Below are 23,479 nucleotides of genomic sequence, written 5' to 3'. Positions count from 1 at the left end.
ATCACGATGAGCCCGGCGCGGAAACGAAGCGGGTCTCGGCCCGCGCGGCTGCCGCTTTCGGAGCGGGTTCTGACCGTCCGGTTCCGGGAGGCGAACATTGCCGCATGGCTGTTCATCGCCTCCCTCGGCATCATCACCCGGACCGCGTTCTTCGGAAACCTCTCGGACGCGGTCGTGGTCACCGTGGTGCTCGACACCATCGGCTTTCTGCTGACCTGCCTCGTGCACGTTCTGATCCGCAGTCGGGTGCCGCAACCGTTTCCGACGCTGAAGCTGCTTCCGCTGATCGTGATCGGGGCCGTGCTCGGCGGCATGATCCAGATGGGGGCGGCGGAGGGCCTGCGAAGCCTGTCGTTCGCGCACGGGGAGTTCCAGCGTGCCTTCGGCGGGCGCCATGTTCCGCTGCTCTACTACACCAGCATCTTCCTCGGCTGGGCGCTCGGCTACTTCTGGCTGACGGCCGATGTATCCGCCCGGCTGGAGCGGGTGCGGCGCAGCGAAGCGCAATCGGCCGCCGCGCGGGCGGAGCTGCAGCAACTGAAGGTCCAGCTCGATCCGCATTTCCTGTTCAATGCACTGAACACCGTCACCGCGGAGATTCCGGAGCGCCCCGATGTGGCGCTGGAAATGACCCGGCGCATCGCGGGCTACATGCGCTACTGCCTCGATCACAAGGAACGCTCGGTCTGCTGGCTCTGCGACGAGATCGACGCCGTCCGGTCGTATCTGCGCATCCAGGAACTGCGCTTCGACAGCCACCTGACGTGTACCGTCGACATGGATCCGCAGGCCGAGCACGTGCTCGTGCCGCACCTCATCCTCCAGGGTCTGGTGGAGAACGCGGTCAAGCACGGCCTGCGGCCGGCCACCGGAGCGCCGCTGCGGATCAACGTCTCGGTCCGCCTCGACGCGGACAGGCTCATGATCGTCGTCACCAATCCCGGGCGATACGCGCCCGGCGCGCGGCCGGCGGGGGGGCTCGGCCTCGCCAATCTCCGCCGGCGGCTCCAGCTGCACTATCCCGACGGGCACGATCTTGCGATCATGCAGGACGGCGATCTCGTGTCCGTACGGCTGGTTTTGCGGGGGGCGATATGTTTCGCGTGATGGTCGTCGACGACGAACCGCCGGCGCGCCGGAGCCTCAAACGCCTGCTCGCCGCCCACCCGGACCTCGCGGTGGTGGCCGAGGCGGACTGCCTCGCCGCGGCGACGGAGATGGTGGGCAAGGTCCGGCCCGACATCGTCTTCCTCGATGTCGAACTCGGAGACGGGAGGGGCTTCGAGATGCTCTCCCGCACCGACGACGGGCCCGACGTGGTGTTCGTCACGGCCTACAGCCGCTATGCGGTCGATGCCTTCGACGTCGCCGCGGCGGATTTCCTCGTCAAGCCGGTCGATCCCGAACGCCTCGCCGTCACGCTGAAGCGGCTGCGGGCGCGACGGGCGGAGACACAGCCGCCGCTCGCGGGCGATGAGCCCCGGCTGAGCATCAACATGCCCGGCGAGTATCTGGTGGTGCCGCATTCGCGCGTGCTGTCGCTGACCGCCGAAGGCGATTTCACACGCATTGCCGTGATCGAGCAGCGCGACCGCCTCATTTGCCGGCTCCTCGGCCATTTCGAGACGGAACTGCCGAGCCCACCGTTCTCGCGCCTGAGCCGGTCGCTGATCGTCAACCTCCGGCAACTGCGCAAGATCGATTGGGGCGAGGGCGGCCGCGCCCGCATCGCCCTCGGTCCGGAGGGCCGCGAGATCGCGCTCGGCCGCGCCGCGGCGCGGCGCCTGCGCGAGACGGGAATCGTCTCCTGACATTCGGCTCTTGCTTTACCCGATGCCGTTGTGGCGAGGCCTGAGAGGCGTCCCTTGCCCGCCGCGCGGACGGTGGCAAAGCACGGAGCGAACTGTCATAAGCCTGAAGCGGAGTAACGTGGCGGCCGGGCAAGATGACGGGCAGTGCGATGGAGAGGATCGAGGCCATCCTCGGATTTCATCCGTGGCTGGCGACGGCGCTGTGGGTGGTGGCGCTTGCGGTGACGGCGGCCCTCGTCGGGCTGATCGTCAATGTCGCGCTGGCGCGCTTCCTCAACCCGATGATCGCCGGGATCAGCTTCATCAAGGGCAAGGACGTCGCGGACGCCGGCATCGTCGCGCGGCTGGCCGATGCGGCGCCGGCCATCGTGATCTCGAACTGGATCACGGCGGTTCCGGGGCTGCATCCGGCCCTCGCCCAGATGGTGCGCAACGTCGCCGATGCCGTCACCATCCTGTTCGTCGCCATGGCGGCCGTGGCCGGCCTGCGGCTGGCGGGCAAGCTGTGGCAGAGCCGGCACGCCGCCACCGGCCACTCCATCAAGGGCTACGTCCAGATCGCGGCCATCGTCGTCTATGCCATGGCGACGGTGCTGATGGTCGCCGTCATCATCAACCGCTCGCCGCTGCTGCTGTTGTCCGGCCTCGGCGCCTTGACGGCGGTGCTTATCCTGGTGTTCCAGGACACGCTTCTCTCCCTCGTCGCCTCGGTTCAGCTTTCCTCGACGGATATCGTCAAGGTCGGCGACTGGATCGAGATGCCGTCGATGGACGCCAACGGCAACGTGATCGACCTGTCGCTCTATTCGGTGACGGTCCGCAACTGGGACAACACCTATTCCACCTTCCCGGTGCGCAAGCTCGTCTCCGATCCGTTCAAGAACTGGCGCGGCATGACCGAGGCGGGCGCCCGGCGCATCATGCGGTCCATCCCGATCGACCAGAGCACCGTGCGCTTCCTCGCCGATGCGGACGTCGAGCGGCTTTCCCATCTGCGCCGCATCACCGACTTCGTGGCGAACGAGACCCGCGAGATCGCCGACTGGAACGCCAAGCTCGGCCCGCCCGCCGACATCCCCGCCAACCGGCGGCGCATGACCAATCTCGGCCTGTTCCGGGCCTATATGGAAAGCTATCTCGCCGATCATCCCGGCATCCGCCAGGACATGATGACGATGGTCCGCTATCTGTCGCCCGGGCCCTACGGGATGCCGCTCGAGGTCTATTGCTTCACCGCCACGACGGATTGGAAGGCCTATGAGGCCATCCAGTCCGACATCTTCGATCACCTGACGGCGATGCTGCCGGAATTCGGGCTGAGCGTGTTCCAGTCCACCTGACCGGGGCGGCCGGCACCCCGTCGTTTCAACCGGTCGCCTGACGCGCCAGGCCGGCCATGCGGTGTTCACGCGGGCTCATGTCATAGGCCTTCTGGAACGCCCGGTAGAACACGGACAGGCTTTCGAAGCCGCAGTCGAAGGCGATGTCGGCAACCGACATGCGCGGCTCCGCCTGCAGCCGCCGCGCCGCCTCCCGCACTCGCATGGCCGTCAGCGTGCGCATGAAGGACAGGCCTGTCGGCTCGAACAGCACGTGGATCTGGCGGACCGAGATCCCCAGTTCCCGGGCGACCGCCTCCGGCGAAAGCGCCGGGCGATGCAGGTCGCGGGCCATGATCTCACGGGCGGCGTGGAAGAAGCCGGTGCGCAGCGCCGCCCGGCATTCCGGCATTCCGGCGGGCAGCCGGCCCCGGGCGAGAAGCACGAGCCGCGCGGCGTGCACGACGTCCCGCGCCGGGTCATCAAGGTCCGCTCCCGGGTTCACCAGCGCGGAAAACAGCGCCGTGAGTGGCCGCGCGAACGGAGCGCTCTGCGGCAACAGAGCGGCGTGCAGGTCATGCGCCGCCGCCCCCAGCACGATCTCGCTGTCGATCGGAATCTTCAGGAGCCGGAATTCGAACCCGTCGGACCGCTTCGGGACCGCCTGGAACGGCAGGTTGGAGTGCTGGAGGGTGAGCTGGCCTTCACCCACGCGCTGGTAAGGCTGCCGTCCGGCGTCCAGCCACCCTGGGCCGCGCACGGTCATGCCGATGGACAGGCTGTTCTCGGGCCGGCGGGCGATGTCCGCCGCGCTGCGGCCGATGCGATAGGACGAGGCCTGCATCTCCGAGACCACGGCAGCGCCGCGCTTCCACGCGGCGAATTGCCCGCGGAAGCCGGAACGCTGTTCGCGCTCCAGTTCGATGGTGACCCCGAACAGGGTCTTTCCGCGGACCTCGCACCAGTGATCGAATCGATCCTGGGGGCGCAGGTCGTCCGTGTTGAAGCTGAGCATGATCCGGGACGCGCAATCGAGCCGGCGCTCATTATGCCAGCATTCTTCGCCGGGATCATGTTCAATCCAGCGATCCGCACGCCTCAGGGCTTTGTGAACCGCCGGTCCGGCCCGGGGGCGCGTTCCGGACCGGCGGTTGCACGAAGGCGGACGAGCCGGCCCGACGATGCGGGGAGCCGAAGGGAAGGCGCCGTCGCGGTCATTCTAGCGATGCCCGTGCAGCCTTCTTCCCGCTGCGCGCACGCGCCCCAGCGATGGTTGGGAGAAGAAAAAGCGCCGTTCGGAGAAAAAACCGCGGCGCATGTCACAAGCGGTCCGGCCGCGCCGTCATGTCCGCGTTGGAGCGCTCTCCGATCTGATGGACTCATCAGATCGACGAGAAATCGCTCCAGATTCAAAAGCTTGAGCATATCCCTGCCGTTCAGATCGGTTCGGTCTGAACGGGTTGTGCTCAAGCCCGCTGAAACGGAGATCGGAATGACACCGCGCGTGACGGATCCCTTCAAACTGGCCCCCGCGCCCATCAAGGCCATGATGGACCTCGAGGCCACGCTCAGGGCGAGCGGCCTCGACCACAATCTGCTCGAACTCGTGAAGCTGCGCGCGTCGCAGATCAACGGCTGCGCCTTCTGCATCCACATGCACGCCACCGATCTGCGCAAGCGCGGTGAGAGCGAGATGCGGCTTTACATGCTGAACGGCTGGCGGGAATCTCCGCTCTACACCCAGCGTGAGCGCGCGGCGCTCGCCTGGACGGAAGCCCTCACCCGCGTGGCGGAAACGCACGCGCCCGACGAGGATTACGAGCTGTTGAAAGCCGCCTTCACGGAGGCCGAGCAGGTGAACCTCACCCTCGCGATCGGCGCGATCAATGTGTGGAACCGCCTTCAGGTCGGATTCCGGGTTTCCCATCCGGTGAGCGCGGCCGATGCGGCCGCCTGACGGCGCCACGGCGATCTTCGAGGCGCAGCGGCCGCGGCTGCTGCGCCTCGCCTATCGCATGCTCGGCTCCATGGCCGAGGCGGAGGACATCGTGCAGGACGCCTGGCTGCGCTGGCAGCGGGTGGATGTCGCAGAGGTGGAAACCCCCGCCGCCTATCTCAACCGCACCGTCACCCGCCTTTGCCTCGATGCCATGTCGTCGGCCCGCGCGCGGCGCGAAACCTATGTCGGCGCGTGGTTGCCCGAACCCGTGGCCGAACCGCCGGACGAGGCCATGCGGCCCGACGAACTGACGCTGACCCTGATGCTGGCGCTGGAGCGTCTCTCGCCGCTGGAGCGGGCCGCGTTCCTGCTGCACGATGTGTTCGACGTGCCGCTCGACGAGGTGGCCTCGACCCTCGGCCGCGACGCGGCCGCGGTGCGGCAGCTCGCCTCCCGCGCGCGCCGGCATGTGCGTGAGGCGCGCCCGCGCTACAAGGTCGAGCGGGGTGAGGGGGATCGTCTGGCCCGGGCCTTTTTCACCGCCGCCCAGAACGGCGATGTCGGCGCCCTGCAGGCGCTCCTGGCCGAAAACGTCGTGCTCAGGTCGGATGGCGGCGGCAAGGTGATCGCGTTCCTCAACCCCGTCTCCGGGCTCGCGCGGGTGCTGCGGCTCTATGCCGGCCTTCACCGCAAGCGCATCACCCGCGAAGCCGTCTTCCTGCGCCCGATGTGGATCGACGGGTTGCCCGGCTATGTCAGCCGCGAGCGCGGCGGCATTCTCCAGACCACCGCTTTCGAGATCGAGGACAGCCGCATCGTCGCGATCTACATCACGCGCAATCCCGACAAGCTCGGTCAGATCGTCGGTGTGCTGGACAACACGATACCTCCCGGCCCGTCGCACTGAACCGGCGGGACCTGCCGTCAGCGCCTCAGGCGGCCTGCGAGCAGCTGCCGCAGGGCCGAGAACGCGTCGCGGAAATCCCGCAGGTGGATGATGCCGAGCGAACCGATCAGCCGCGACACCCAGACCAGCATGACGAAATCGACCGCGACCATGGCGATCGCGACGCCCGTCAGTCCGAACGGCCGCGACAGCAGCAGGCAGAGACCGAGCCCGGCAAGCGAGGCGAACAGGAAGAAATAAGCGAAGCCCGCCTGCCGGTTGATCGAGGTCAGCAGGTTCGAAAGCGGCAGCCAGAGGCTGTTGAGCGCCATGCTGAGCGCCATCAGCATCAGGAACGTCAGGTCCGGCCGCACGTGGCCGTGCGTCCAGAGAGAGATGAGCTCCGGGCCGAACAGCGCCGCGCCGGCCATGATCGGCAGGCTGCAGGCGAGGGACAGCGCAACGCTGATCAGCGCGAAGCGCTTCATGCGCGCCCGGCCGTCGGTCGCGTTGGCGATGCTGAACGAGGGCATCATGGCCCGGTTCACCACGAGTACCGCCTGCAGCGCGACCCGTGTGAGCGTGCGGGCCGTCGTGAACACCGGAACGGCCATCGCGCCGTTGGCGAGGCCGACCACCATCGTGCCGCCCTCGATCGTCGCCGCCTGTCCGCCGGTCAAGGCGACCAGCGCGGCGGCGGGCCGCAGCAGGCGCCGGATGTGGGTCGGGGAGGCGCTCCATCCGCCCTCGGCGAGCCACGGTGCCCGCCGTCGCAGGCCGATCATCATGATCACCGACGTCACGCCGCGCACGACGAGGTAGGAAAGCGCCGCGTGGACGATCGATCCGCCGAGGCCGACCACGATCCACGACGCCACCGTCTCGGCAAGATACATCGTGCCGATGATGTAGCTGTTGAGGGCATATCCACCGGTGGCGATGTAGCCGCTGCTGGTGACGCCGTTCTGGATGGTGATGGTGCCGTAGAGCGTCAGGATCATCAGCACGAGTGCGACGCTGCCGCCGGCCCGTTCGTCGTAGGGCGCAAGCACACCGGAGAGGAGGCCGAATGCCAGCACCGCCGCAAGCAGGAGGCACGCAGCATTGATGGCCAGCACCAGGATGCGCACCGCGCGGTAGGTCGCGACCGCGTCGGCGCGTCGGCCCTTGGCGACATGGGCCAGCATCTCGGCGGTCGCGGCCTGGGCGAGGCCGAAATCAGCCACCACCAGATAGCCGGGCACGCTGAACAGCAGCAGCCAGAGGCCGTAGGTATCGACGCCCCAGTACTTGATCAGGATCGGCACGGAGACCAGCTGGCCTATGGCGCGGACGATCTGGACATAGATGTTGGCGCCGGCCCCCCGCAACACCGGAGAGCCGCGCAGGCGGCGAAGACTGACCCCCATTCCCGTGCCTTCCACCCTCCGTGCCGTTCGCCGATATCGTTCCTGTTCCGCCCGGGGATGACGAGGGCGGCAACGGGATCCAGCACTAATTCGTTCGCCGGGGAGGAGCAACGGCGGAAAACGGGCGCCGCGGAAGAACGCCGACGGCCGCGTGAACCCTTCGGGCCGGCCGGGCTTTCCGCGCCGGTCTGCGAGGGAGGTCGTCGATCTTGTCCACGTTCATCACGTGGCTTCTCGCGATCGAGGATTGGATTGGCGAACGGCCGCACGCTACCATGCGGGGGCTTTGCCCGCCGTTGGAGGCTTCCCGGTAGATGTCCGTTTCCAGTTCTCTGAAGTCGCTTCTGACGGTCCTCGTCGGCATCAGGGGCAAGAAGCGGCTCAAGTTCTACCGGTTGCGGCTCCTCGAATTCTTCGGCGGCGAACCCTATACGGGGCTGGCGGGTCTCGACCGCAAGCTGATCGACCACCTGCCCAAGGACAGGCCCGGTTTCTTTATCGAGGCCGGCGCCAATGACGGGGTCGACCAGTCCAACACCTATTATCTCGAGCGGAAGCTCGGCTGGACCGGTCTGCTGATCGAGCCGAGCGAGCACCTGGCCGGCCTCGCCCGGGCTGCCCGCAAGGCGACCGTCGTGCAGGCCGCGCTAGGCGCGCCGGAGGATTCCGGGACCGTGATCTCCTTTCCGTTCGGCGACCTCGTCTCGAGCATCGGCCGCGGATCGGCGACCGCTTCCTGGGGCGGGCTGTTCGGCGAGAATCCGAAGACCGTGACCGCGACAATCCGGACGATGTCGGAAATCCTCGATGAAGCGGGCAGCCCCGCCGTCGACCTGTTGTCCCTCGATGTTGAGGGATACGAGATCCCCGTGCTCAAGGGGCTCGATCTCGAACGCCACCGGCCGCGCCGCATCCTGATCGAGACGGCGGATATCGATGCCGTGCTCGATGTGGTCGGGCATCGTTACGACATGGTCGCCAAGCTGTCCCGCCACGACTACCTGCTGCAAGCGCGCGACTGAGGCCGCCCGAGGAGGGCATCCGGGCAGGATCGCTCCGTGCCGTCGCCCTCCGCCGTGGGGGCGGCGTGCCGCTATGCCTCTCGCCGCGAGACGCCGTCGAGCAGGCGGTAGGCTTCCCGCTCGAACCCGTCGATGATGGCCGACTGCACCCAGCGCTGTTCCGCACGCGCTCGCGCCGCCGCACCGAGCGCGGTCCGCTCCCCGGGATCGTCGATAAGGTGCTCGACGGCCACGGCGAAGGCTGCGGGATCGCCCGGGGGCACCACGAGGCCGCAGCCGTCCACTTCCTCCGCGAGGCCCGTGCCCGGATGGGCCGTGGCCACGACCGGCCGACCCGACGCCAGCATGTTGGTGAGCTTCGACGGCAGCACCAGATCGGCCGCATCCGCGAGCTGCGGCAGCAGGTGCACGGTTGCAAGGCCGAGGAGGTCGCCGAGACGCTCGCGCGGCTGCAGATCCCGGAAGACGACGTTCGGCAGGCCCGCCGCCCTTGATTCGAGGCGGGCGCGGTTCGGGCCTTCGCCGCAGATGACGAAGGTCAGATCCCGGCGGTGGCGCAGGCGCTCGGCCGCCTCGACCACGAGGTCGATGCCCTGCTTGTTGGCGATGTTGCCCGAGTAGAGCGCGACAGAGGGCGTCGACACGCCCCATTCCGCCCGATAGGACGAAAGGCCTTCCAGCGGGCGCACGCCGTCGATGTCGGCCCAGTTGCGGAACTCGACCACGCGATCCGGCGGCACGCCCTTGGCGACGCATTTGCGGCACATCGCGGGCGAGATCGAACTGACACGGTCGAAACGCCCAAGCATGGCCGTCTCGATGCGCAGCGCGAGCCCGAGCAGGCCCTGCCGCTTTACCAGCCCCGTCGCCGCCGCCGCCTCCACCTCGAAGTCCTGGACGTGGATCCAGGTCTTCGCCCCGCATGCCCAGCCTGCGACCTTGGCGACCGGTGCGGAGAGCAGGGAAGGGGCGATCGTCACCACGAGGTCGGGGCGGCGGGCAACAGCGGCGCTCACGGCCGGCAGCAGGGCCGACAGCGCGAAGCTCAGGTGGTGCAGGATGCGCCGCGCGCCGCTCGGCCGGGACGGAACGTAGTGTGCGACGCGGGTGAGATCGACGCCGTTCTCGACGCTCCTGCGCCACCAGCCGTCATGAAATCCCGTCGGCACCGACCAGGACGGATAGTAGGGCTTGCCGGCTACGACCCGGATTCGGTGGCCGCGTGCGGCCAGGGTTTCGGCCAGCCCCGCCGTATAGACGGCGATCCCGACCTTTTCCGGGGCGTAGTTGAGGCCGAGGATGAGGATGTCCAGCGGTCGGGCGGGCGAGACCATGCGGAAACCGTTTATCGAGGGGCCGGGACGCCCATGAAGGGTCGGGACGGCCACGGGCGTCGACTGGAGGCGTCGGCGCTTGCGCCGTCCGGCGGCACCGCTCGCTTCGCTGTAAACACGTCGTAGGGGATCGACAAGCCGGATAAGTTTGCCTCGTCCGGGTTTGCGGGAACGCGTGCTGCGGGTCGTCCGGGTTCGATCCCGGAAATGGTTCACGACGAAGGGCGACGGTTCAGAAACTTTTAACGAAACTTGGCCGCTATTCTCCTATTGGGCATCGGGCGTTCGTCCGTTCGGTGACGCCACGGGTCGTCGCTTCTGAAGTCAGGGATGCCGGGTGAGTGAAGGATCGCTGGCTCCGATCGCCGTGTTCGCATACCGGCGTACGGACCATCTCACGAAGACGCTGGATGCGCTCGAGCGCTGCGCCGAATTCTCGCGGAGCCCGGTCTTCGTATTCTCAGACGGGGCGAAGTCGGAATCCGGCGCGGCCGATGTCGCGGCGGTGCGCGCGCTCGTGCGCGCCCGGCTGCGGCCCAACATGACGCTTGTGGAGGCGCCGGCGAACCGGGGGCTCGCCAACTCGATCTCGCAGGCGGTGACGCAGCTCTGCGACCGCTACGGCCGCGTCATCGTGATCGAGGACGACCTCGTCGTCTCGCCCCACGCGCTTGCGTGGCTGAACGGGGGGCTGGACCGCTACCGCGACGACGAACGCGTCTTCCAGATATCGGCGCATCAGTTCGATGTTCCGGACTTCGCCGCGCGCAAGGAAGGCCTGTTCCTGCATCTGACGACGTCGTGGGGCTGGGCGACCTGGAAGCGGGCGTGGGACCGGTTCGATCCGAATGCCGAGGGCTGGGAGAAGCTGAAAACCGACCGCGCCCTGCGGCAGCGGTTCGATGTCGGCGGGCAGCCCTATTCCGAGATGCTCCGCCGCCAGATGGAAGGCCGGCTGGACAGCTGGGCGATCCGCTGGTGGTGGTCCGTCTTCAAGGCGGACGGCATCTGCCTGTTTCCCCCGCGATCCCTCGTGCAGAATATCGGCTTCGACGAGACCGCGACGCATTACAAGCTCGGGCGATTGCGGCGGATCGGGCCGAAGAGCCCGGACGCCAACGATTTGGCCATGCCCGACCTGCCCGAAAACGCTCTGGTTGCCTCGTCTGATGAGGCCGCACTTTACGCCGCGTTGGCAACGCGTGGCGGACGCCGCCTATGGCAGGCTATAGTGCGGCTTATAAATCTGATCGGCCGTTGAGGCGGGAATTTTGAACCGGTTTCGCCAAATATCAAGACGAGTTCTATCGGATATTTTTATCCTTCCCTTCATAGCGGGCCGCCGTCTATGGCAGGCTGCGGCCATGCAACGCCATCGTCGAAAAGCGCAAATCGGTCATTCTTCGAAAATTCTGTTCGACGGATGGATCGAGAATCCGGAAGGCAGCCCGGATCGCGTCGTCATTGGGAACAACACCATCATACGTGGAAATATATTTGTATTTCCACATGGCGGACGGATCTCCATTGGAGACTGGTGTTTCGTTGGGCAAAATTCATATATATGGTCATCTTCCAATATAGAAATTGGAAACAGGTGCTTGATATCGCATGATGTCAATATCCATGACACCAATGGACATTCCATCAATGCGAATATCAGACATGAGCAATACAAGGAAATAGTGTATCGGGGGCATCCTCATGACGCGCCAGATATTGTCGCCTCCCCTATAAAGATCGAAGACGACGCCTGGATCGGATTCGGGGCGACGCTGCTCAAGGGCGTGCACATCGGCAGGGGTGCCATCGTTGCCTCACGATCCGTCGTGACGGAGGATGTCGAAGCGTGGACGATCGTGGCGGGCAATCCGGCTCGTCTCGTCAGGCGCATAGATCCCGTCGATCCCGCTGGTTAAGGACCTGGAACGACATTGTATATTCGCGGCTGTTTTACAGATCCGCCGACGAGAGTGCCTTCCAATCTGATGGAATCATCAGATCGGTTCGATCTGAACGACGAGGATATGCTCTAGGAAAAGGGGTGTTGGAGACGTGACTGTTCCCCAAAAGACGACTTGGGAAGAGGCGGTGCGTTCGCTGGTCGACGACCCGGCCAAAGCCGAGTTGGTCAGGGACTGCTATTTTGATCTTCCTGTCGAGCGCGCCGCCGAACGTTTTCACGCGAGCGCCGAATGGGGCGCTGTGCGCAACATCCTCGGTCCCGCCCGTGGCCGGGCGCTCGATATCGGCGCCGGCAACGGCATCGTCTCCTACGCTCTGGCCTCTGACGGCTGGCAAGCGACGGCGCTCGAGCCCGATCCGTCGGACCTCGTCGGCAGCGGCGCGATTCGCCGGCTCTCCGCGCATTTCAACGCCAACATCGAGATCCTGGAGGGGTTCGGTGAGGCCATTCCGATGCCGGATGCGTCCTTCGACCTCGTGCTGGCACGGCAGGTGCTGCACCATGCCGGCGACCTGAACGCCTTCTGCGCCGAAGTCGCACGGGTGCTGAAGCCGGGCGGGGTCTTCTTTGCCTATCGCGACCACGTCGTTAATGGTCCCGAACAACTTCAAATGTTCTTCGACCGCCATCCCTTGCACAGCCTCTACGGCGGAGAGAATGCCTTTCCGGAAGGGACTTACAGGGACGCGATCGCGAAGGCCGGTCTGGACGTTCGCCGCCGCTGGCGCCAGTTCGAGGCGGCGTTCAATTTCGCGCCGAAATCGCCTTACGACATCGCTTTCGAGGCCGCTTCCCGGGCGCTGCCGGTTCCGCTCGCGCGACCGCTCGCCGCGGTTGCGGGCTCTCGTCGTCTCTACCCGCTGCTGGGCAAGGCGCTTTCCACCGTTGACCGCAGACCGGGGCGTATTGTGGCGTTTCTCGCGGTGAAGCCGTGACAGCGGCCGGGCTTGCTCTCGTTACCGGGGCGAGCGGCGCCATCGGGCACCATGTGGTTCGCACCCTGGCGGCGCGGGGCTGGAAGGTGCTCGGGCTCGGCCATGGGGCGGAGCAGGAGCGGCTGCCGCTCGTCGGCTGGATCAACGGCGAGATCGACGCGGCCAACCTGTCGAGCCTCGCCCGCCGGTGGGGCACGCCCCAGGCGGTCATCCATCTCGCCGGCGGCTCGTCGGTCGGGCCTTCGCTCACCGCGCCGCTGGAGGATTTCTCCCGCACCGTCGCCGCGAGTGTGCGGCTGTTCGAATGGGTGCGGCAGGAGGCGCCGTCTGCGCGCGTCGTGCTCGCCTCGAGCGCCGCGGTCTACGGCAATGCGCGGGAGTTGCCGATTTCCGAGGCCGCTCCGCGGGCGCCGTTATCGCCCTACGGCTATCACAAGGCGATGATGGAACAGGCCGCCGAGTGCTGGGGGCGCAATTTCGGCCTGAACGCGGCGATCGTTCGGCTGTTCTCGGTGTATGGGCCGGATCTTCACAAGCAATTGGTCTGGGAACTCTGCCTGCGCCTCTCGCGCGGCGAGCGCGACATCGTGCTCGGCGGCACGGGGGCGGAGATGCGGGACTGGCTCCACATCGAGGATGCCGCGGCCGTGCTCGTCGCCGCGCTCGACAGCGCGTCGCCGCAGGTGCCGGTCTTCAACGGCTGCACCGGGGTGGGAACCACCGTCGCGGCCACTGCGCGCTTCATCGCGGACGGCTTCGGGGCCGATGTCCGCTTCTCGTTCAATGGCGAAGTCCGGCCGGGCGATCCCGTGCACCTCGTCGGCTGTCCCGGTCATGCCGCGACGGCCGGCCTTGCCGCCGCGGTTCCCGTCGCGACGGGCATGGTCGCGACCGCGCGCGAGGCCAGGGGGAAGCTATCGCCGGGACGGTAGACCGGCGGCGAGGGTGCGCCCCCCGGATGGACTCGTCTCGATGCCGGGAAAACACGCTCCGCCGCCCACCGGCGGCTTCGAGAGTTGTTTCCATCCGGCCGCAAATGTGCTCCAGCGGTCAGGGCGGGACGCACGAGGCACGGGTTCGCTTCGTGTGGCAATGGGTGGTCGAAGGTGGCGGCCGGGGGTGTCCCGTCTGCCGGGCAGATCGGAAGGCGGAGTCACGATGAACCATACCCTGCTCCGCATCGGCAAGCTGTGGGCCGGCTTGACGACGCCGGCCTACCGCCGCGCCCTGAAGTCGGGGGTCGGTGCGACGGTGGAGCATCGGGCGGCCCTCGAACGGTTCTCGTTCGACACGGTCGTCGACATCGGTGCCAATCGCGGCCAGTTCGCGACATTCGCGCGGGCGACGTTTCCTCAGGCGCGTATCGTCAGCTTCGAGCCTCTGAGGGAGCCGGGCGACACGTTTTCCAAGCTGTTCGCCGACGATCCGCAGGTGACGCTCGTCCGGGCCGCCGTCGGCGCAACCGCCGCCGACCTCGTGATGCACGTCACGGAAAAGGAGGACTCCTCCTCCTTCCTGGAGGTGGGCGAACTCCAGAACGCCACGTTCGGGTCGGTCGTGGTGGAGACCCGCGTGGTCCGCTGCGCGCCGCTCGATCAGTTGCTGGCGCCCGACAGTCTCGGGGCGAGCAACCTCCTGAAGATCGATACCCAGGGCTACGAGCTGGAGGTGCTGAAGGGTTCCGAGGCCTATCTGGCGCGCTTCTCCGCCATCTATTGCGAACTCTCCTTCGTCGAGCTCTACAAGGGGCAGCCGACCGCCTCGCCGGTCATCCGGTTTCTGCACGAGCGCGGCTTCGAGCTTCGCGGCGTCTACAATCAGGCCTCGTCGTCGAAGATGGCCCTGCAAGCAGACTTCCTGTTCGAACGCAGTCCGTCCTGACGCAGCGGCCCTGGGGATTGAAACGGCGGTCGACAGGAGACGCCCGCGAATTCATAAGCTGGCGGATCGCTTCCGTTTGGACTCGGTGCGTTCGGGCCGCAACGCCGGGCGAACGGCAAGTCCGGACGCTTGCGAGGGAAAGAACTGAGGACAAGCTGCATGCGCGTTGCGGTCATGGCCTGGTACGGCCCGAAGTTCCGGGGCGTCTGGAATTACTACCTGAACATGGCGCGCGTCCTCAGGGCCCACGCGCCGGGCTGTCAGGTCTGCATCTTCCACGCGCCGGATCTCGAACCCAGATATCGCGCCGAAGTCGAAGAGGCGACGGGGGAGCCGGGCCGCGAGATGCCGGTCGCCTCGCGCCTCGCCGATGCTGCTGCCCTGTTCGGCCTTCGCGACCGGCAGTTCGCGCGCTGCTGCGAGGCCGCCGGCATCGACGTCGTGTTCGAGCAGGCGCGCTTTCTCGGCCGGAACTATCCCCTTCCCGTGCTGCCCTGGATCGGCGACCTGCAGCACCGGGCGCTGCCGCATTATTTCACGCGCCGTCACCGCCTGCAGCGCGATATCGGCTTTCGCGCGCAGGTCACCTTCCGTAAGCATGCCGTGGTTTCGAGCCAATCGGCGCGGAGCGACCTTCTTCGCTTCATCCCCGAGCCGCGGGCGAAGATCCATGTCGTGCCGTTCGCACTCCGGCTGACGGAGGAGGTCACGCCCGGGAAGATCGAGCGGGCGCGGCGGGACCACGGCATCGAGGGGCGATACCTGTTCCTGCCCAACCAGCTCTGGCGGCACAAGAACCACATGGTGGCGTTGCGCGCCTTCGCGCTGCTCGCCGCGCGCGGTTTCGACCGCACGCTCGTGCTGTCCGGCGGGCGGGATGATTTCCGGCATCCGCATTATCCCGGCGAGGTGGCGGCGCTGGAGGCCTCCCTCGGAGTTTCAGAGCGGCTGCGCTGGCTCGGCCTCGTCCCTTATGCGGACCTGCTCAGCCTCGTTGCTGATGCCGATGCGCTTTTGAATCCCTCCCTGTTCGAGGGCTGGAGCACGACGGTCGAGGAAGCCAAGACCCTCGGCGCGCCGATGGTGCTGTCGGATATCGACGTTCATCGCGAGCAGGCCGGTCATGTGGCTAAGCTGTTCGACCCCGCCGATCCCGAGGCGATGGCCGGACAGATCGAGGCTGCGGTGGCCGCCGCGCCGACGGACCGCGAAGCCGCTCGCGCCGCGGCGCGGCTTCGCAATCTCGACGACCAGAAGACCTACGCGGGACGTCTCAGCACCGCCCTTGAGGAAGCGGTACGGGATTTCCGCTGATGCAGCGCTTGTCGGCCCGCCGCTCTTCCACGACTACCGATCCCGCAAGCCCGTGCGTGCGGGAATTCTGACAGGAACGTCCATGCTGTTCTCGATGGGAGTGATGATCTTATCGCTGATCGTTTCGATCGCGTGCTGGCTGCGTGGGCGACCGAAGATCTGGTGCTTTCCATCGGACTTTCTGTTTATCGGATGCGTCATATTGGTGGGGCTGGCGCCTCTTGCCAATATATATGCAACCACCGAATATGAAATTTATCCCTTCAGCGACGACACCGTCTCCAACGCGATGTACGGCATCGCGATCATGTTCACGTCGTTTTCGTTCGTCTGGCTGTTTCGGAAGAAGTTGTACGTGCAGCATCTCGTTCCGCGCGAAGGTGCCTATAACGATCGTACACTCGGCGTGATCGCCTACAGCGTCATCGGGGCGACATCCGTCCTGCTCCTCGTCGACCCCGTCTCTCTTGCATACAAGATGAGCATCCTGAAATTCATCTCGGGCGGAATGTCAGGCTCGGATTACCAGCTTATCAGGCGCGGTGGATATTATACATCTGCGATCTTGAGCATACAGGCCTATTTCCGCTTCTCTATCATTGCCTTTTTTTTCGTCCTGTGCGCTACCAGAATTATGCTTCGCTTCAATATAGTAATTGCGGCGGCAATTTTATTTTTGCTTTATATTCTATGCGCCGCATCGATATCAAAGCAGCCGTTTTTTATTTTCCTGGCATACGTTCTGATCGCCAACAGGCTGTCTCTGTCCGACGGCACTATGTTCTCTGCGCGCAGGGTGATTTTCATCCTGGTTGCGGTGTTGCTGATCGTAACGGTTCTCCTGACGGCACTATACTGCGCGCAATATCCAGAGGTATACAGTCTCACGTTTGATGGCATATATGGCGCATTAAATCTCGCTATATATCGCGTATACATGGCTATATATCATACCGTTCTTATGTACTTCGAGGTATATCCGAACATACTGCCATTTTCCTATTTTTCGGACTCGTCCGTCGTGTCCGCCCTGTTCGGCCTTCAGGCCCGTGACCTGGCTCTGGAGGTTCCGACGATCTTTCTTGGGACGGATGCGGCCGCACTCACCTCGTTTCCGACGATCTTCATGGCCTCGGCCTATGCTTCCATCGGCTTCGCGGGTGTCGCGCTGTTCTCGGTGGCCGTTGCTCTCTGGGTCTATGTGATCGACATCATCTTCACCAGGATCAGGCATCCGCAACTTCGCGTCGCCTATTACGCCACCATGTCGGTGAACATGATGTTCTTCACCACCCAGTCGGCCTTGACCGCCATCCTGACATATGGCTGCGGCCTCATCCCCATCCTCGCCTTGCTGCTGGACAGGTTCCTCGTCCGCAGGAGAGCGAGATGGTCGCGAGATGCTCAAGCCTTTGAATCCGGCGCGATTTCCCGTCGATCAGATGTTCCATCCGGTCGGAAAGCGCATTAGCGTAGCGCGTCCCCGAACCGGCCGAGGCCAAGGCATCCCATGCGCTTCGTTCTAGCCCTCGCCGCCTGCCTCGCCCTTGCCTTCGCGGGGGCGGTCCCGGCCCGTGCCGACGACATGAAGCAGGACATGGACAGCCTGTCGGACGCCCAGGTGGACGCGGTCGTCGAGTTCACCTTCGACAATGCGCTGTTCTTCCTGTTCCACGAGATGGGCCACATGCTGATCTCGGAGTTCGACCTGCCGGTGCTGGGGCGCGAGGAGGATGCCGCCGACATGCTGTCGACGCTGATCCTGCTCGAAATGGACGACCCCATGTTCGACAAGGCGCTGGTCGACTCCGTCGAGGGCTGGCAGCTGTCGTCGGCCGCCGGCGGCGATCCGGACCTGTGGGACACCCACTCGCTGGACCAGCAGCGCGCGTACAACATGGTCTGCATGATGGTCGGCAAGGACGCCAAGCGCTTCCGGGAGGCTGCGCAGGACGTCGGGATGCCCGAGGACCGCCGCGAGGAATGTGCCGACGAATATGGCAAGGCGCACGACAGCTGGTTCAAGCTGCTCGATTCCCACGTCCGGCGGGATGGGAAGGAATCGTCCATCAAGGTCCGCTACCTCGATCCGAAAAGCCACGATCTCGCCGATTATGCGGAGATGGTGAAGCTCTCGGGCCTGCTCGATATCGTGCAGAAGGTCGTCGCCATCTACAGGCTCGATGACGGGATCAAGCTCACCGCGGACGAGTGCGGCGAGGCCAACAGCTACTGGTCCCCGGCGGACCGGGAACTCACGTTCTGCTACGAACTCTCGCGGTGGTATCTCCAGGCGAAGGTCGAAGCCCTGAGCGGCAATGGCGGCCAGCACTCCGCCGCGGTTGACGACGGCGGCGGGGACACGGGAGGCGACACCGGCGGGGATACCGGTGGCGACACCGGGGGATCCGAGTAGGGCGTTTCGCACGCCCATCGCCTGCAGCGCCGGCCGTCGTGTCGGCCCGCCGTGAAGCGTCCGGCCCGCCGATCAGCGGGCGCCGACGACCATTTCCCGGATCCAGCGCACCAGCATGCCGGTGAACGCGCGGCGGGCCGCCGGATCGGAAAGGGCGTGGTCCGCGCCCTCCACGATGCGGTAGGTCAGCGAACGGGCGCGGCGGAACGAGGCGAGATAGTTGGCGACGGTCGCGTGGGGAATGCGGTCGTCGACTTCCGATTCCACCAGCAGCACGTCGCCCTCGAACCGGGTGCACGCCTTGAGTGCTCGGTTGTCGGCCGGGTCCACGCGCTCCTGCCGGTAATGGGCGAGCGCGAGACGGTCGTGCCGGCCTTTCGGGATCGTCCAGTCGTCATCCCGATAGAGCGCCGGAACGCGCAGCGACAGCCATCGCACCGGCCGCTCCTCCGTCAGCAGCGCGGCCAGATAGGCGCCGTAGCTGCTTCCGATCACCGCGATGGACGATTTGTCGATGATCGGGTGGGCGGCCAGCGTGTCATAGGCGGCGAGCACGTCGTTCATGTTGTCGGCGGGCGCCACGCTCTGGCGGATCGATTCCGTGCCCGCGTGCCCGCGCAGGTCGAAGGTCAGGCACACGCAGCCGAGGCTGGCGATCTCCTGCGAGCGTCCGAGATCCGTCTCCTGACTGCCGGTCCAGCCATGGACGAACAGCACGCCGGGTACCCCGGTCTTCGGAACGGCCACGGTCCCGGCGAGGACCTGGCCGTCCACATGGATGCTGACGGGATCACTGTGCATCCGGTCTCGCCTCGATGGTTTCGGTATCGATCAGGGCATATTTCATCAGCGGACCCTCCTGCGGGTCGTCACCGTCGAAATAGACCATGGCGCCGACCGGCGGCTCGCTCTCGGTGCCGTAGTGCTCGACGCACACTGCGCGAACGGCGGTGAGGCTCTCATCCCCGGCGAAGGCCTCGAGGGCGGCGATCTCCGCGCCGCTCGCGCCGCCGAGGCGCCAGGATTGTTCGAGCACACCGATCTTCTCGCGCCCGGCCGCGTCACGGCCGCAGGCGACGTCGTAATTGCGCCGCGAGGCGATGAAACCGCGGAAATGGGTGTCTGCAGCCGCGTCGTAGACGAGCGCATATTCGAGCGCGCGGCGCGCGGCAGCGGCGGACACGGGCCGGCCGGCCAGATGGGTCACCCCGTCGTCCCAGCTGCCCAGAAGCGCATCAAAATCGCCCCTGACCACCTGCAGCGCCGAGCCGCCATAGGCGATTCCGCACTTGTTGTCGGGTGTCGCGGTCTGCAGGCCCCAGTAGGCGCCGGCGATGTCGCCCGCCCGGAAGCGGCCGATGCTGAACGTGATGACGTCGGTCAGTTCCTCTTCCAGCACCAGACCGTAGCGGGCGAGATCGTCGTTCTCGAACGCCGCCAGCGCACGGTCGATCTCGTCTTCGTCTCGTATCACCACCTGACCAAGGCCGCCGTCGCCGAGCGGCGCCTTGATCCGCACCGGTCCGTTCGCGATCAGCTTGCGGGCGGCCGCGCGCGCGTCGGCGATATGGAAGGCCGTGTAGCCTTCGAGCGTCACCCCGCGCACGGCGTCCGCAAAGCCCGGCACCCAACCCTCCGGCGCCGCGGCGTCCGGGCTCACCAGCGGATGAGTGATGGCCTTCGTGGCGACGAAGGCGTGGGGAACGACCCCTCCGAACAGGTCGTGCTCGTCGCGGATAAGGCCCGTCGCCACATCGGCCCCGACGAGCAGCGTCTGCTCCGGCACCAGATAGAGCTTGTCGCGATAGGGCGCGGTGGCGTCGAACGTGCCGGCGAAGGCATCGCCCTTGAGGCGTGCGAGCCGCCGCGCCAGTTCGATGCTCGTCTCCCGGCGATGCCCGGAAAAGGGCTGCGAAGCCGGATAGTGCACCGCCGTGCTCCCCCCGGCTTCCCGGGCGGGGCCCGCGCCCGCGATCTCCGGCATTCCCTCGACGTCCGGCATCATCATGGAAGGCATCGTCATCGATGTCGCCATATTCGGCTTCTCCCGTTGGTCTGCAGGGCAACGCCGATGCGCGGTCGCAGTTCCTGAGACGGCGTCGCCAGCAGGTCCGGACAGTCGCGGAACGAACCAGATGCTCGTCGGTTGCCCCAGCGAGTCCGGCGAAAATGCGGCGCCGGGCGGTTGCCGAGGGGGAGAGCGACGGCGGCTGTTGCTCCCGAGCGTCCCGCCGCCCGCCCGAGCCGGGTCGGTGTGGCAGAGGGTTTCAGGGGCTGCGGAAGGCATGAGCAGGAAACAGAACAGGCTGAAATTCGGGGCGCTTGACGGTGGGTGCGCGCACGTCTGCGTCGACATGCAGCGAATGTTCGCCGAGGAAACCGACTGGAAGACGCCGTGGATGTCCCGCGTGCTCCCGAACGTCACCGCCGTCGCGGCGCACCGGCCGGCGGACACGGTGTTCACCCGCTTCATTCCGCCCCGCCATGCGGAGGACGCGCGCGGCACCTGGCGGCGCTATTACGAGCGATGGTCCTCGATGACGCTTGAGCATCTTGACCCCACCATGGTCGGCCTCGTCGAGCCGCTGGCTGCGCTCGTGCCCCCCGCGGCGGTGGTCGACAAGTCGGTCTATTCGCCCTGGATGACCGGTACGCTGCACCACCGGCTGAGGCGGATGGAGGCCACGACGGTCATCATCACCGGATGCGAGACCGATGTGTGCGTTCTCGCGACGGTGCTCGGCGCGGTCGATCGGGGATATCGCGTCGTCATCGTGACCGACGCGCTGTGCAGTTCCTCCGACGAGACCCACGATGCGCTGATGACGCTCTACGACCGGCGCTATGGCGCCCAGGTCGAAGCGGTGACGACCGACATCATCCTCGACGTCTGGAACTGAGGCAGGCGGAGCCGATTCAGCGGCGCGGCCGCCGGTTTCCGTCGGTTCGCTTCCGCTCAGTCGCGCGGCCGGCGGGAACGGCCGCGGCGTGGCGCCGGTTCAGCGGGACCCCCCGCAGCAGGGACCGTCAGCAGGAGCAGCCCGATGACCAGCCCGAACGCCCCCGAAAACCATCCGACGCCGCCCTTTCCGAAGCAGCACCAGCCGATGCCCGGCCGGACGGCGGAAATGACCCCGCAGCCCGATCACGGCGAGACGAGCTATCGCGGATCGGGCCGCCTCGTCGGCAAGAAGGCCGTCATCACGGGCGGCGACAGCGGCATCGGCCGCGCCGTCGCCATCGCCTTCGCGCGAGAGGGGGCGGACGTCCTCATCGCCTATTTGAACGAGGACGACGACGCCGAGGATACCGCCCGCCTCGTGGAAGAGGCCGGCCGCAAGGCCGTGCTCGTCCCCGGCGACATCCAGGACCCGGCCCACTGCCGTGCCATCATCGACCGCGCCGTGTCGGAGCTCGGTGGCATCGACATCCTCGTCAACAACGCGGCCCATCAGGCGACCTTCGCCGACATCGCCGATATCGACGACGAGGAGTGGGATCTCACCTTCCGGGTGAACATCCATGCCATGTTCTATCTGACCAAGGCGGCGGTTGCGCACATGAAGCCCGGCAGCGCCATCATCAACACCGCCTCTATCAATGCGGATGCGCCCAATCCGGGCCTGCTCGCCTATGCCACCACCAAGGGCGCGATCCAGAACTTCACGGCAGGCCTCGCGCAGATGCTGGCCGAGAAGGGCATTCGCGCCAATGCCGTTGCACCGGGCCCGATCTGGACACCGCTGATCCCCTCCACGATGCCGGAAGAAGCGGTCGCCGAATTCGGCTCCCAGGTGCCGATGAAGCGCGCAGGCCAGCCGGCCGAACTCGCCACCACCTACGTCATGCTCGCCGACCCGCTGTCGAGCTACGTTTCCGGCGCGACGGTCGCGGTCACCGGCGGAAAGCCGATCCTGTGAGTCTCGAGGCCGACGACGGCCCCCGGCGCCCCCGCGCCGCCGAGACGAAACCGGCGGGCGGAATTCTCGCCCGCCTCGGCCCCGGTTTGATCACCGGGGCCGCCGACGACGATCCGAGCGGCATCGCCACCTACTCGCAGGCCGGGGCGCAGTTCGGCTTCGGCATGCTGTGGACCATGGCGCTGACGTATCCGCTGATGGCGGCCGTGCAGCTCGTCAGCGCGCGGATCGGCCGCGTGACCGGGGCCGGCCTCGCCGCCAATCTCGCGGCTGTGCTGCCGCGGCCGGCGGTGCTCGGGCTCTTGGCGCTGCTGTTCTGCGCCAACACCATCAACATCGGTGCCAACCTTGCCGCGATGGGGGCGGCCTCGCACCTCGCGCTCGGCGGCAACGGCCATATCTACACGCTGGCCTTTGCGGTTGTGTCGCTCGGCCTGCAGCTCTTCGTGCCCTATCGCCGCTATGCCTCCTATCTCAAATGGCTCACCTTCGTGCTGCTGGCCTATGTGGCGCTGCTGATGGTGGTTCACGTCGATTGGAAGGCCGCGCTCGCCGGGCTCCTGATCCCGCGCGTCGCCCTCGACGGCGACAGCCTCACCATGATCGTCGCGATCTTCGGCACCACCATCAGCCCCTACCTGCTGTTCTGGCAGAGCAGCCAGGAGGTGGAGGAACTGCGGCAGCACCGCCGCGAACGGCCGCTGGGTGCGGCACCGGAACAGGCGCCGGTGCAGCTCGCGCGTATCCGCCTCGACACCTGCGTCGGCATGGCCGTTTCCAACCTCGTCGCCATCGCGATCATGATCGGCACGGCCGCGACGCTCAACGCCAAGGGTCCGACGCACATCACTAGCGCGGCCGATGCAGCGGCGGCGCTGAAGCCGGTCGCGGGCAACGGCGCGTTCGTGCTGTTCTGCGTCGGCATCGTCGGCACCGGCCTGCTGTCGATCCCCGTCCTTGCCGGCTCGGCCGCCTACGCGCTCGGCGAATGCCAGGGCTGGAAGTGCGGCCTCGAACACAAGCCGTGGGAGGCGGTGCCGTTCTACGGCATCATCGTGGCCGCGACGGTGGTCGGGATCGCCGTCGATTTCTCGCCCCTCGACCCCATGGTGGCCCTGTTCTGGAGTGCCGTCGTCAACGGCATCGTCGCCGTGCCCGTTCTGGCGGCGATGATGTGGCTGGCCGGACGCAAGGACCGGATGCAGGGCTTCATTCCGCCGCCCGTCACCCGCGCCCTCGGCTGGGCGACCACCCTCGTCATGGCTGCTGCCGCCATCGCGATGGCGGTCCTGTAACGCCGCCGCAGCGCGCAGGCGATCGCTCCCAA

Annotated in this window: 22 protein-coding genes; 17 read left to right on the top strand and 5 right to left on the bottom strand. The window is 66.5% G+C overall.

Annotation, left to right across the window (positions count from 1 at the left end; all coding sequences use genetic code 11):
• Positions 1-6 precede the first annotated feature (6 nt).
• The 3 genes from BUF17_RS17595 to BUF17_RS17585 all read left to right on the top strand — a co-directional run bounded on the left by BUF17_RS17595 (position 7) and on the right by BUF17_RS17585 (position 3,151).
• Positions 7-1,107, top strand: coding sequence for a sensor histidine kinase (locus tag BUF17_RS17595; RefSeq protein WP_073631144.1), 1,101 nt, complete (start codon positions 7-9; stop codon positions 1,105-1,107).
• Entirely contained in the window at positions 1,107-1,811 is a 705-nt protein-coding gene (locus tag BUF17_RS17590) for a LytR/AlgR family response regulator transcription factor (protein ID WP_244530941.1), read from the top strand. The genes BUF17_RS17595 and BUF17_RS17590 overlap by 1 nt, the downstream gene beginning before the upstream one ends.
• A gap of 134 nt (positions 1,812-1,945) precedes the next feature.
• Positions 1,946-3,151, top strand: coding sequence for a mechanosensitive ion channel family protein (locus BUF17_RS17585; protein ID WP_084564850.1), 1,206 nt, complete (start codon positions 1,946-1,948; stop codon positions 3,149-3,151).
• 25 nt (positions 3,152-3,176) lie between these two features.
• On the opposite strand, the gene BUF17_RS17580 is transcribed toward BUF17_RS17585, so the two are convergent.
• On the bottom strand, positions 3,177-4,145 hold the full coding sequence (locus tag BUF17_RS17580; protein WP_073631136.1) for a helix-turn-helix transcriptional regulator: 969 nt from the start codon (positions 4,143-4,145) through the stop codon (positions 3,177-3,179).
• 477 nt (positions 4,146-4,622) lie between these two features.
• Between BUF17_RS17580 and BUF17_RS17575 the strand changes: the two genes are divergently transcribed.
• Positions 4,623-5,087 carry a carboxymuconolactone decarboxylase family protein gene (locus BUF17_RS17575; RefSeq protein ID WP_073631134.1) on the top strand — a complete coding sequence of 155 codons (465 nt, stop codon included), beginning with the start codon at positions 4,623-4,625 and terminating at the stop codon, positions 5,085-5,087.
• Positions 5,074-5,976, top strand: coding sequence for a sigma-70 family RNA polymerase sigma factor (locus tag BUF17_RS17570; protein ID WP_073631132.1), 903 nt, complete (start codon positions 5,074-5,076; stop codon positions 5,974-5,976). Before BUF17_RS17575 ends, BUF17_RS17570 begins: the two co-directional genes overlap by 14 nt.
• 17 nt (positions 5,977-5,993) lie before the next feature.
• On the opposite strand, the gene BUF17_RS17565 is transcribed toward BUF17_RS17570, so the two are convergent.
• Positions 5,994-7,364 carry an MATE family efflux transporter gene (locus BUF17_RS17565; protein WP_073631130.1) on the bottom strand — a complete coding sequence of 457 codons (1,371 nt, stop codon included), beginning with the start codon at positions 7,362-7,364 and terminating at the stop codon, positions 5,994-5,996.
• A gap of 314 nt (positions 7,365-7,678) precedes the next feature.
• Between BUF17_RS17565 and BUF17_RS17560 the strand changes: the two genes are divergently transcribed.
• Positions 7,679-8,386: an FkbM family methyltransferase gene (locus tag BUF17_RS17560; RefSeq protein WP_073631128.1), complete on the top strand. Its 708-nt coding sequence runs from the start codon at positions 7,679-7,681 to the stop codon at positions 8,384-8,386.
• Between the two features lie 71 nt (positions 8,387-8,457).
• Here the strand turns inward: BUF17_RS17560 and BUF17_RS17555 are convergent, their stop codons facing one another.
• Entirely contained in the window at positions 8,458-9,720 is a 1,263-nt protein-coding gene (locus BUF17_RS17555) for a WcaI family glycosyltransferase (RefSeq protein WP_073631126.1), read from the bottom strand.
• A 337-nt stretch (positions 9,721-10,057) separates the two neighbouring features.
• Between BUF17_RS17555 and BUF17_RS17550 the strand changes: the two genes are divergently transcribed.
• From BUF17_RS17550 to BUF17_RS17515, 8 genes are all read left to right on the top strand, one after another.
• The gene (locus BUF17_RS17550; protein WP_073631124.1) at positions 10,058-10,981 is read left to right on the top strand and encodes a glycosyltransferase family protein; all 924 of its coding nucleotides are present in this window, start codon (positions 10,058-10,060) and stop codon (positions 10,979-10,981) included.
• 103 nt (positions 10,982-11,084) lie between these two features.
• On the top strand, positions 11,085-11,639 hold the full coding sequence (locus tag BUF17_RS17545; protein WP_084564848.1) for an acyltransferase: 555 nt from the start codon (positions 11,085-11,087) through the stop codon (positions 11,637-11,639).
• A gap of 172 nt (positions 11,640-11,811) precedes the next feature.
• Complete coding sequence (locus BUF17_RS17540; RefSeq protein ID WP_244530936.1) at positions 11,812-12,621, top strand: class I SAM-dependent methyltransferase; 810 nt, start codon at positions 11,812-11,814, stop codon at positions 12,619-12,621.
• The gene (locus tag BUF17_RS17535; protein ID WP_073631120.1) at positions 12,618-13,553 is read left to right on the top strand and encodes an NAD-dependent epimerase/dehydratase family protein; all 936 of its coding nucleotides are present in this window, start codon (positions 12,618-12,620) and stop codon (positions 13,551-13,553) included. Before BUF17_RS17540 ends, BUF17_RS17535 begins: the two co-directional genes overlap by 4 nt.
• A 226-nt stretch (positions 13,554-13,779) precedes the next feature.
• Positions 13,780-14,502, top strand: a complete 723-nt coding sequence (locus BUF17_RS23010; protein WP_175563730.1) for an FkbM family methyltransferase — start codon at positions 13,780-13,782, stop codon at positions 14,500-14,502.
• A 159-nt stretch (positions 14,503-14,661) separates the two neighbouring features.
• Positions 14,662-15,816 carry a glycosyltransferase family 4 protein gene (locus tag BUF17_RS17525; RefSeq protein ID WP_073631117.1) on the top strand — a complete coding sequence of 385 codons (1,155 nt, stop codon included), beginning with the start codon at positions 14,662-14,664 and terminating at the stop codon, positions 15,814-15,816.
• 82 nt (positions 15,817-15,898) lie between these two features.
• On the top strand, positions 15,899-17,287 hold the full coding sequence (locus BUF17_RS17520; protein ID WP_073631115.1) for a hypothetical protein: 1,389 nt from the start codon (positions 15,899-15,901) through the stop codon (positions 17,285-17,287).
• Between the two features lie 39 nt (positions 17,288-17,326).
• Positions 17,327-18,232 (top strand): DUF4344 domain-containing metallopeptidase, encoded by a 906-nt coding sequence (locus BUF17_RS17515; protein ID WP_073631112.1) that lies wholly within the window; start codon positions 17,327-17,329, stop codon positions 18,230-18,232.
• Positions 18,233-18,304: 72 nt separating this feature from the next.
• On the opposite strand, the gene BUF17_RS17510 is transcribed toward BUF17_RS17515, so the two are convergent.
• The gene (locus BUF17_RS17510; protein WP_073631110.1) at positions 18,305-19,033 is read right to left on the bottom strand and encodes an alpha/beta hydrolase family protein; all 729 of its coding nucleotides are present in this window, start codon (positions 19,031-19,033) and stop codon (positions 18,305-18,307) included.
• Complete coding sequence (locus tag BUF17_RS17505; RefSeq protein WP_175563729.1) at positions 19,023-20,267, bottom strand: DUF3182 family protein; 1,245 nt, start codon at positions 20,265-20,267, stop codon at positions 19,023-19,025. Before BUF17_RS17505 ends, BUF17_RS17510 begins: the two co-directional genes overlap by 11 nt.
• A gap of 250 nt (positions 20,268-20,517) precedes the next feature.
• On the opposite strand from BUF17_RS17505, the gene BUF17_RS17500 reads away from it, so the two are divergent.
• The 3 genes from BUF17_RS17500 (at position 20,518) to BUF17_RS17490 (ending at position 23,447) form a co-directional block, all read left to right on the top strand.
• Positions 20,518-21,132: a cysteine hydrolase family protein gene (locus tag BUF17_RS17500; protein WP_073631107.1), complete on the top strand. Its 615-nt coding sequence runs from the start codon at positions 20,518-20,520 to the stop codon at positions 21,130-21,132.
• Positions 21,133-21,276: 144 nt separating this feature from the next.
• Complete coding sequence (locus tag BUF17_RS17495; protein ID WP_073631104.1) at positions 21,277-22,152, top strand: SDR family oxidoreductase; 876 nt, start codon at positions 21,277-21,279, stop codon at positions 22,150-22,152.
• Entirely contained in the window at positions 22,149-23,447 is a 1,299-nt protein-coding gene (locus BUF17_RS17490) for an NRAMP family divalent metal transporter (RefSeq protein ID WP_244530935.1), read from the top strand. Before BUF17_RS17495 ends, BUF17_RS17490 begins: the two co-directional genes overlap by 4 nt.
• Positions 23,448-23,479 lie beyond the last annotated feature (32 nt).

The sequence above is a fragment of the Pseudoxanthobacter soli DSM 19599 genome (genome assembly GCF_900148505.1).
Classification (GTDB): Bacteria; Pseudomonadota; Alphaproteobacteria; order Rhizobiales; family Segnochrobactraceae; genus Pseudoxanthobacter; species Pseudoxanthobacter soli.
This window is presented reverse-complemented; position numbering and strand designations above follow the sequence as displayed.

Bases quoted from the DNA above. Each gene is read 5' to 3' on its own strand.
- BUF17_RS17595 (WP_073631144.1), top strand. From the start codon at position 7: ATGAGCCCGGCGCGGAAACGAAGCGGGTCTCGGCCCGCGCGGCTGCCG.
- BUF17_RS17590 (WP_244530941.1), top strand. From the start codon at position 1,107: ATGGTCGTCGACGACGAACCGCCGGCGCGCCGGAGCCTCAAACGCCTG.
- BUF17_RS17585 (WP_084564850.1), top strand. From the start codon at position 1,946: ATGACGGGCAGTGCGATGGAGAGGATCGAGGCCATCCTCGGATTTCAT.
- BUF17_RS17580 (WP_073631136.1), bottom strand. From the start codon at position 4,145: ATGCTCAGCTTCAACACGGACGACCTGCGCCCCCAGGATCGATTCGAT.
- BUF17_RS17575 (WP_073631134.1), top strand. From the start codon at position 4,623: ATGACACCGCGCGTGACGGATCCCTTCAAACTGGCCCCCGCGCCCATC.
- BUF17_RS17570 (WP_073631132.1), top strand. From the start codon at position 5,074: ATGCGGCCGCCTGACGGCGCCACGGCGATCTTCGAGGCGCAGCGGCCG.
- BUF17_RS17565 (WP_073631130.1), bottom strand. From the start codon at position 7,364: ATGGGGGTCAGTCTTCGCCGCCTGCGCGGCTCTCCGGTGTTGCGGGGG.
- BUF17_RS17560 (WP_073631128.1), top strand. From the start codon at position 7,679: ATGTCCGTTTCCAGTTCTCTGAAGTCGCTTCTGACGGTCCTCGTCGGC.
- BUF17_RS17555 (WP_073631126.1), bottom strand. From the start codon at position 9,720: ATGGTCTCGCCCGCCCGACCGCTGGACATCCTCATCCTCGGCCTCAAC.
- BUF17_RS17545 (WP_084564848.1), top strand. From the start codon at position 11,085: ATGCAACGCCATCGTCGAAAAGCGCAAATCGGTCATTCTTCGAAAATT.
- BUF17_RS23010 (WP_175563730.1), top strand. From the start codon at position 13,780: ATGAACCATACCCTGCTCCGCATCGGCAAGCTGTGGGCCGGCTTGACG.
- BUF17_RS17525 (WP_073631117.1), top strand. From the start codon at position 14,662: ATGCGCGTTGCGGTCATGGCCTGGTACGGCCCGAAGTTCCGGGGCGTC.
- BUF17_RS17520 (WP_073631115.1), top strand. From the start codon at position 15,899: ATGCTGTTCTCGATGGGAGTGATGATCTTATCGCTGATCGTTTCGATC.
- BUF17_RS17515 (WP_073631112.1), top strand. From the start codon at position 17,327: ATGCGCTTCGTTCTAGCCCTCGCCGCCTGCCTCGCCCTTGCCTTCGCG.
- BUF17_RS17510 (WP_073631110.1), bottom strand. From the start codon at position 19,033: ATGCACAGTGATCCCGTCAGCATCCATGTGGACGGCCAGGTCCTCGCC.
- BUF17_RS17505 (WP_175563729.1), bottom strand. From the start codon at position 20,267: ATGGCGACATCGATGACGATGCCTTCCATGATGATGCCGGACGTCGAG.
- BUF17_RS17500 (WP_073631107.1), top strand. From the start codon at position 20,518: ATGAGCAGGAAACAGAACAGGCTGAAATTCGGGGCGCTTGACGGTGGG.
- BUF17_RS17495 (WP_073631104.1), top strand. From the start codon at position 21,277: ATGACCAGCCCGAACGCCCCCGAAAACCATCCGACGCCGCCCTTTCCG.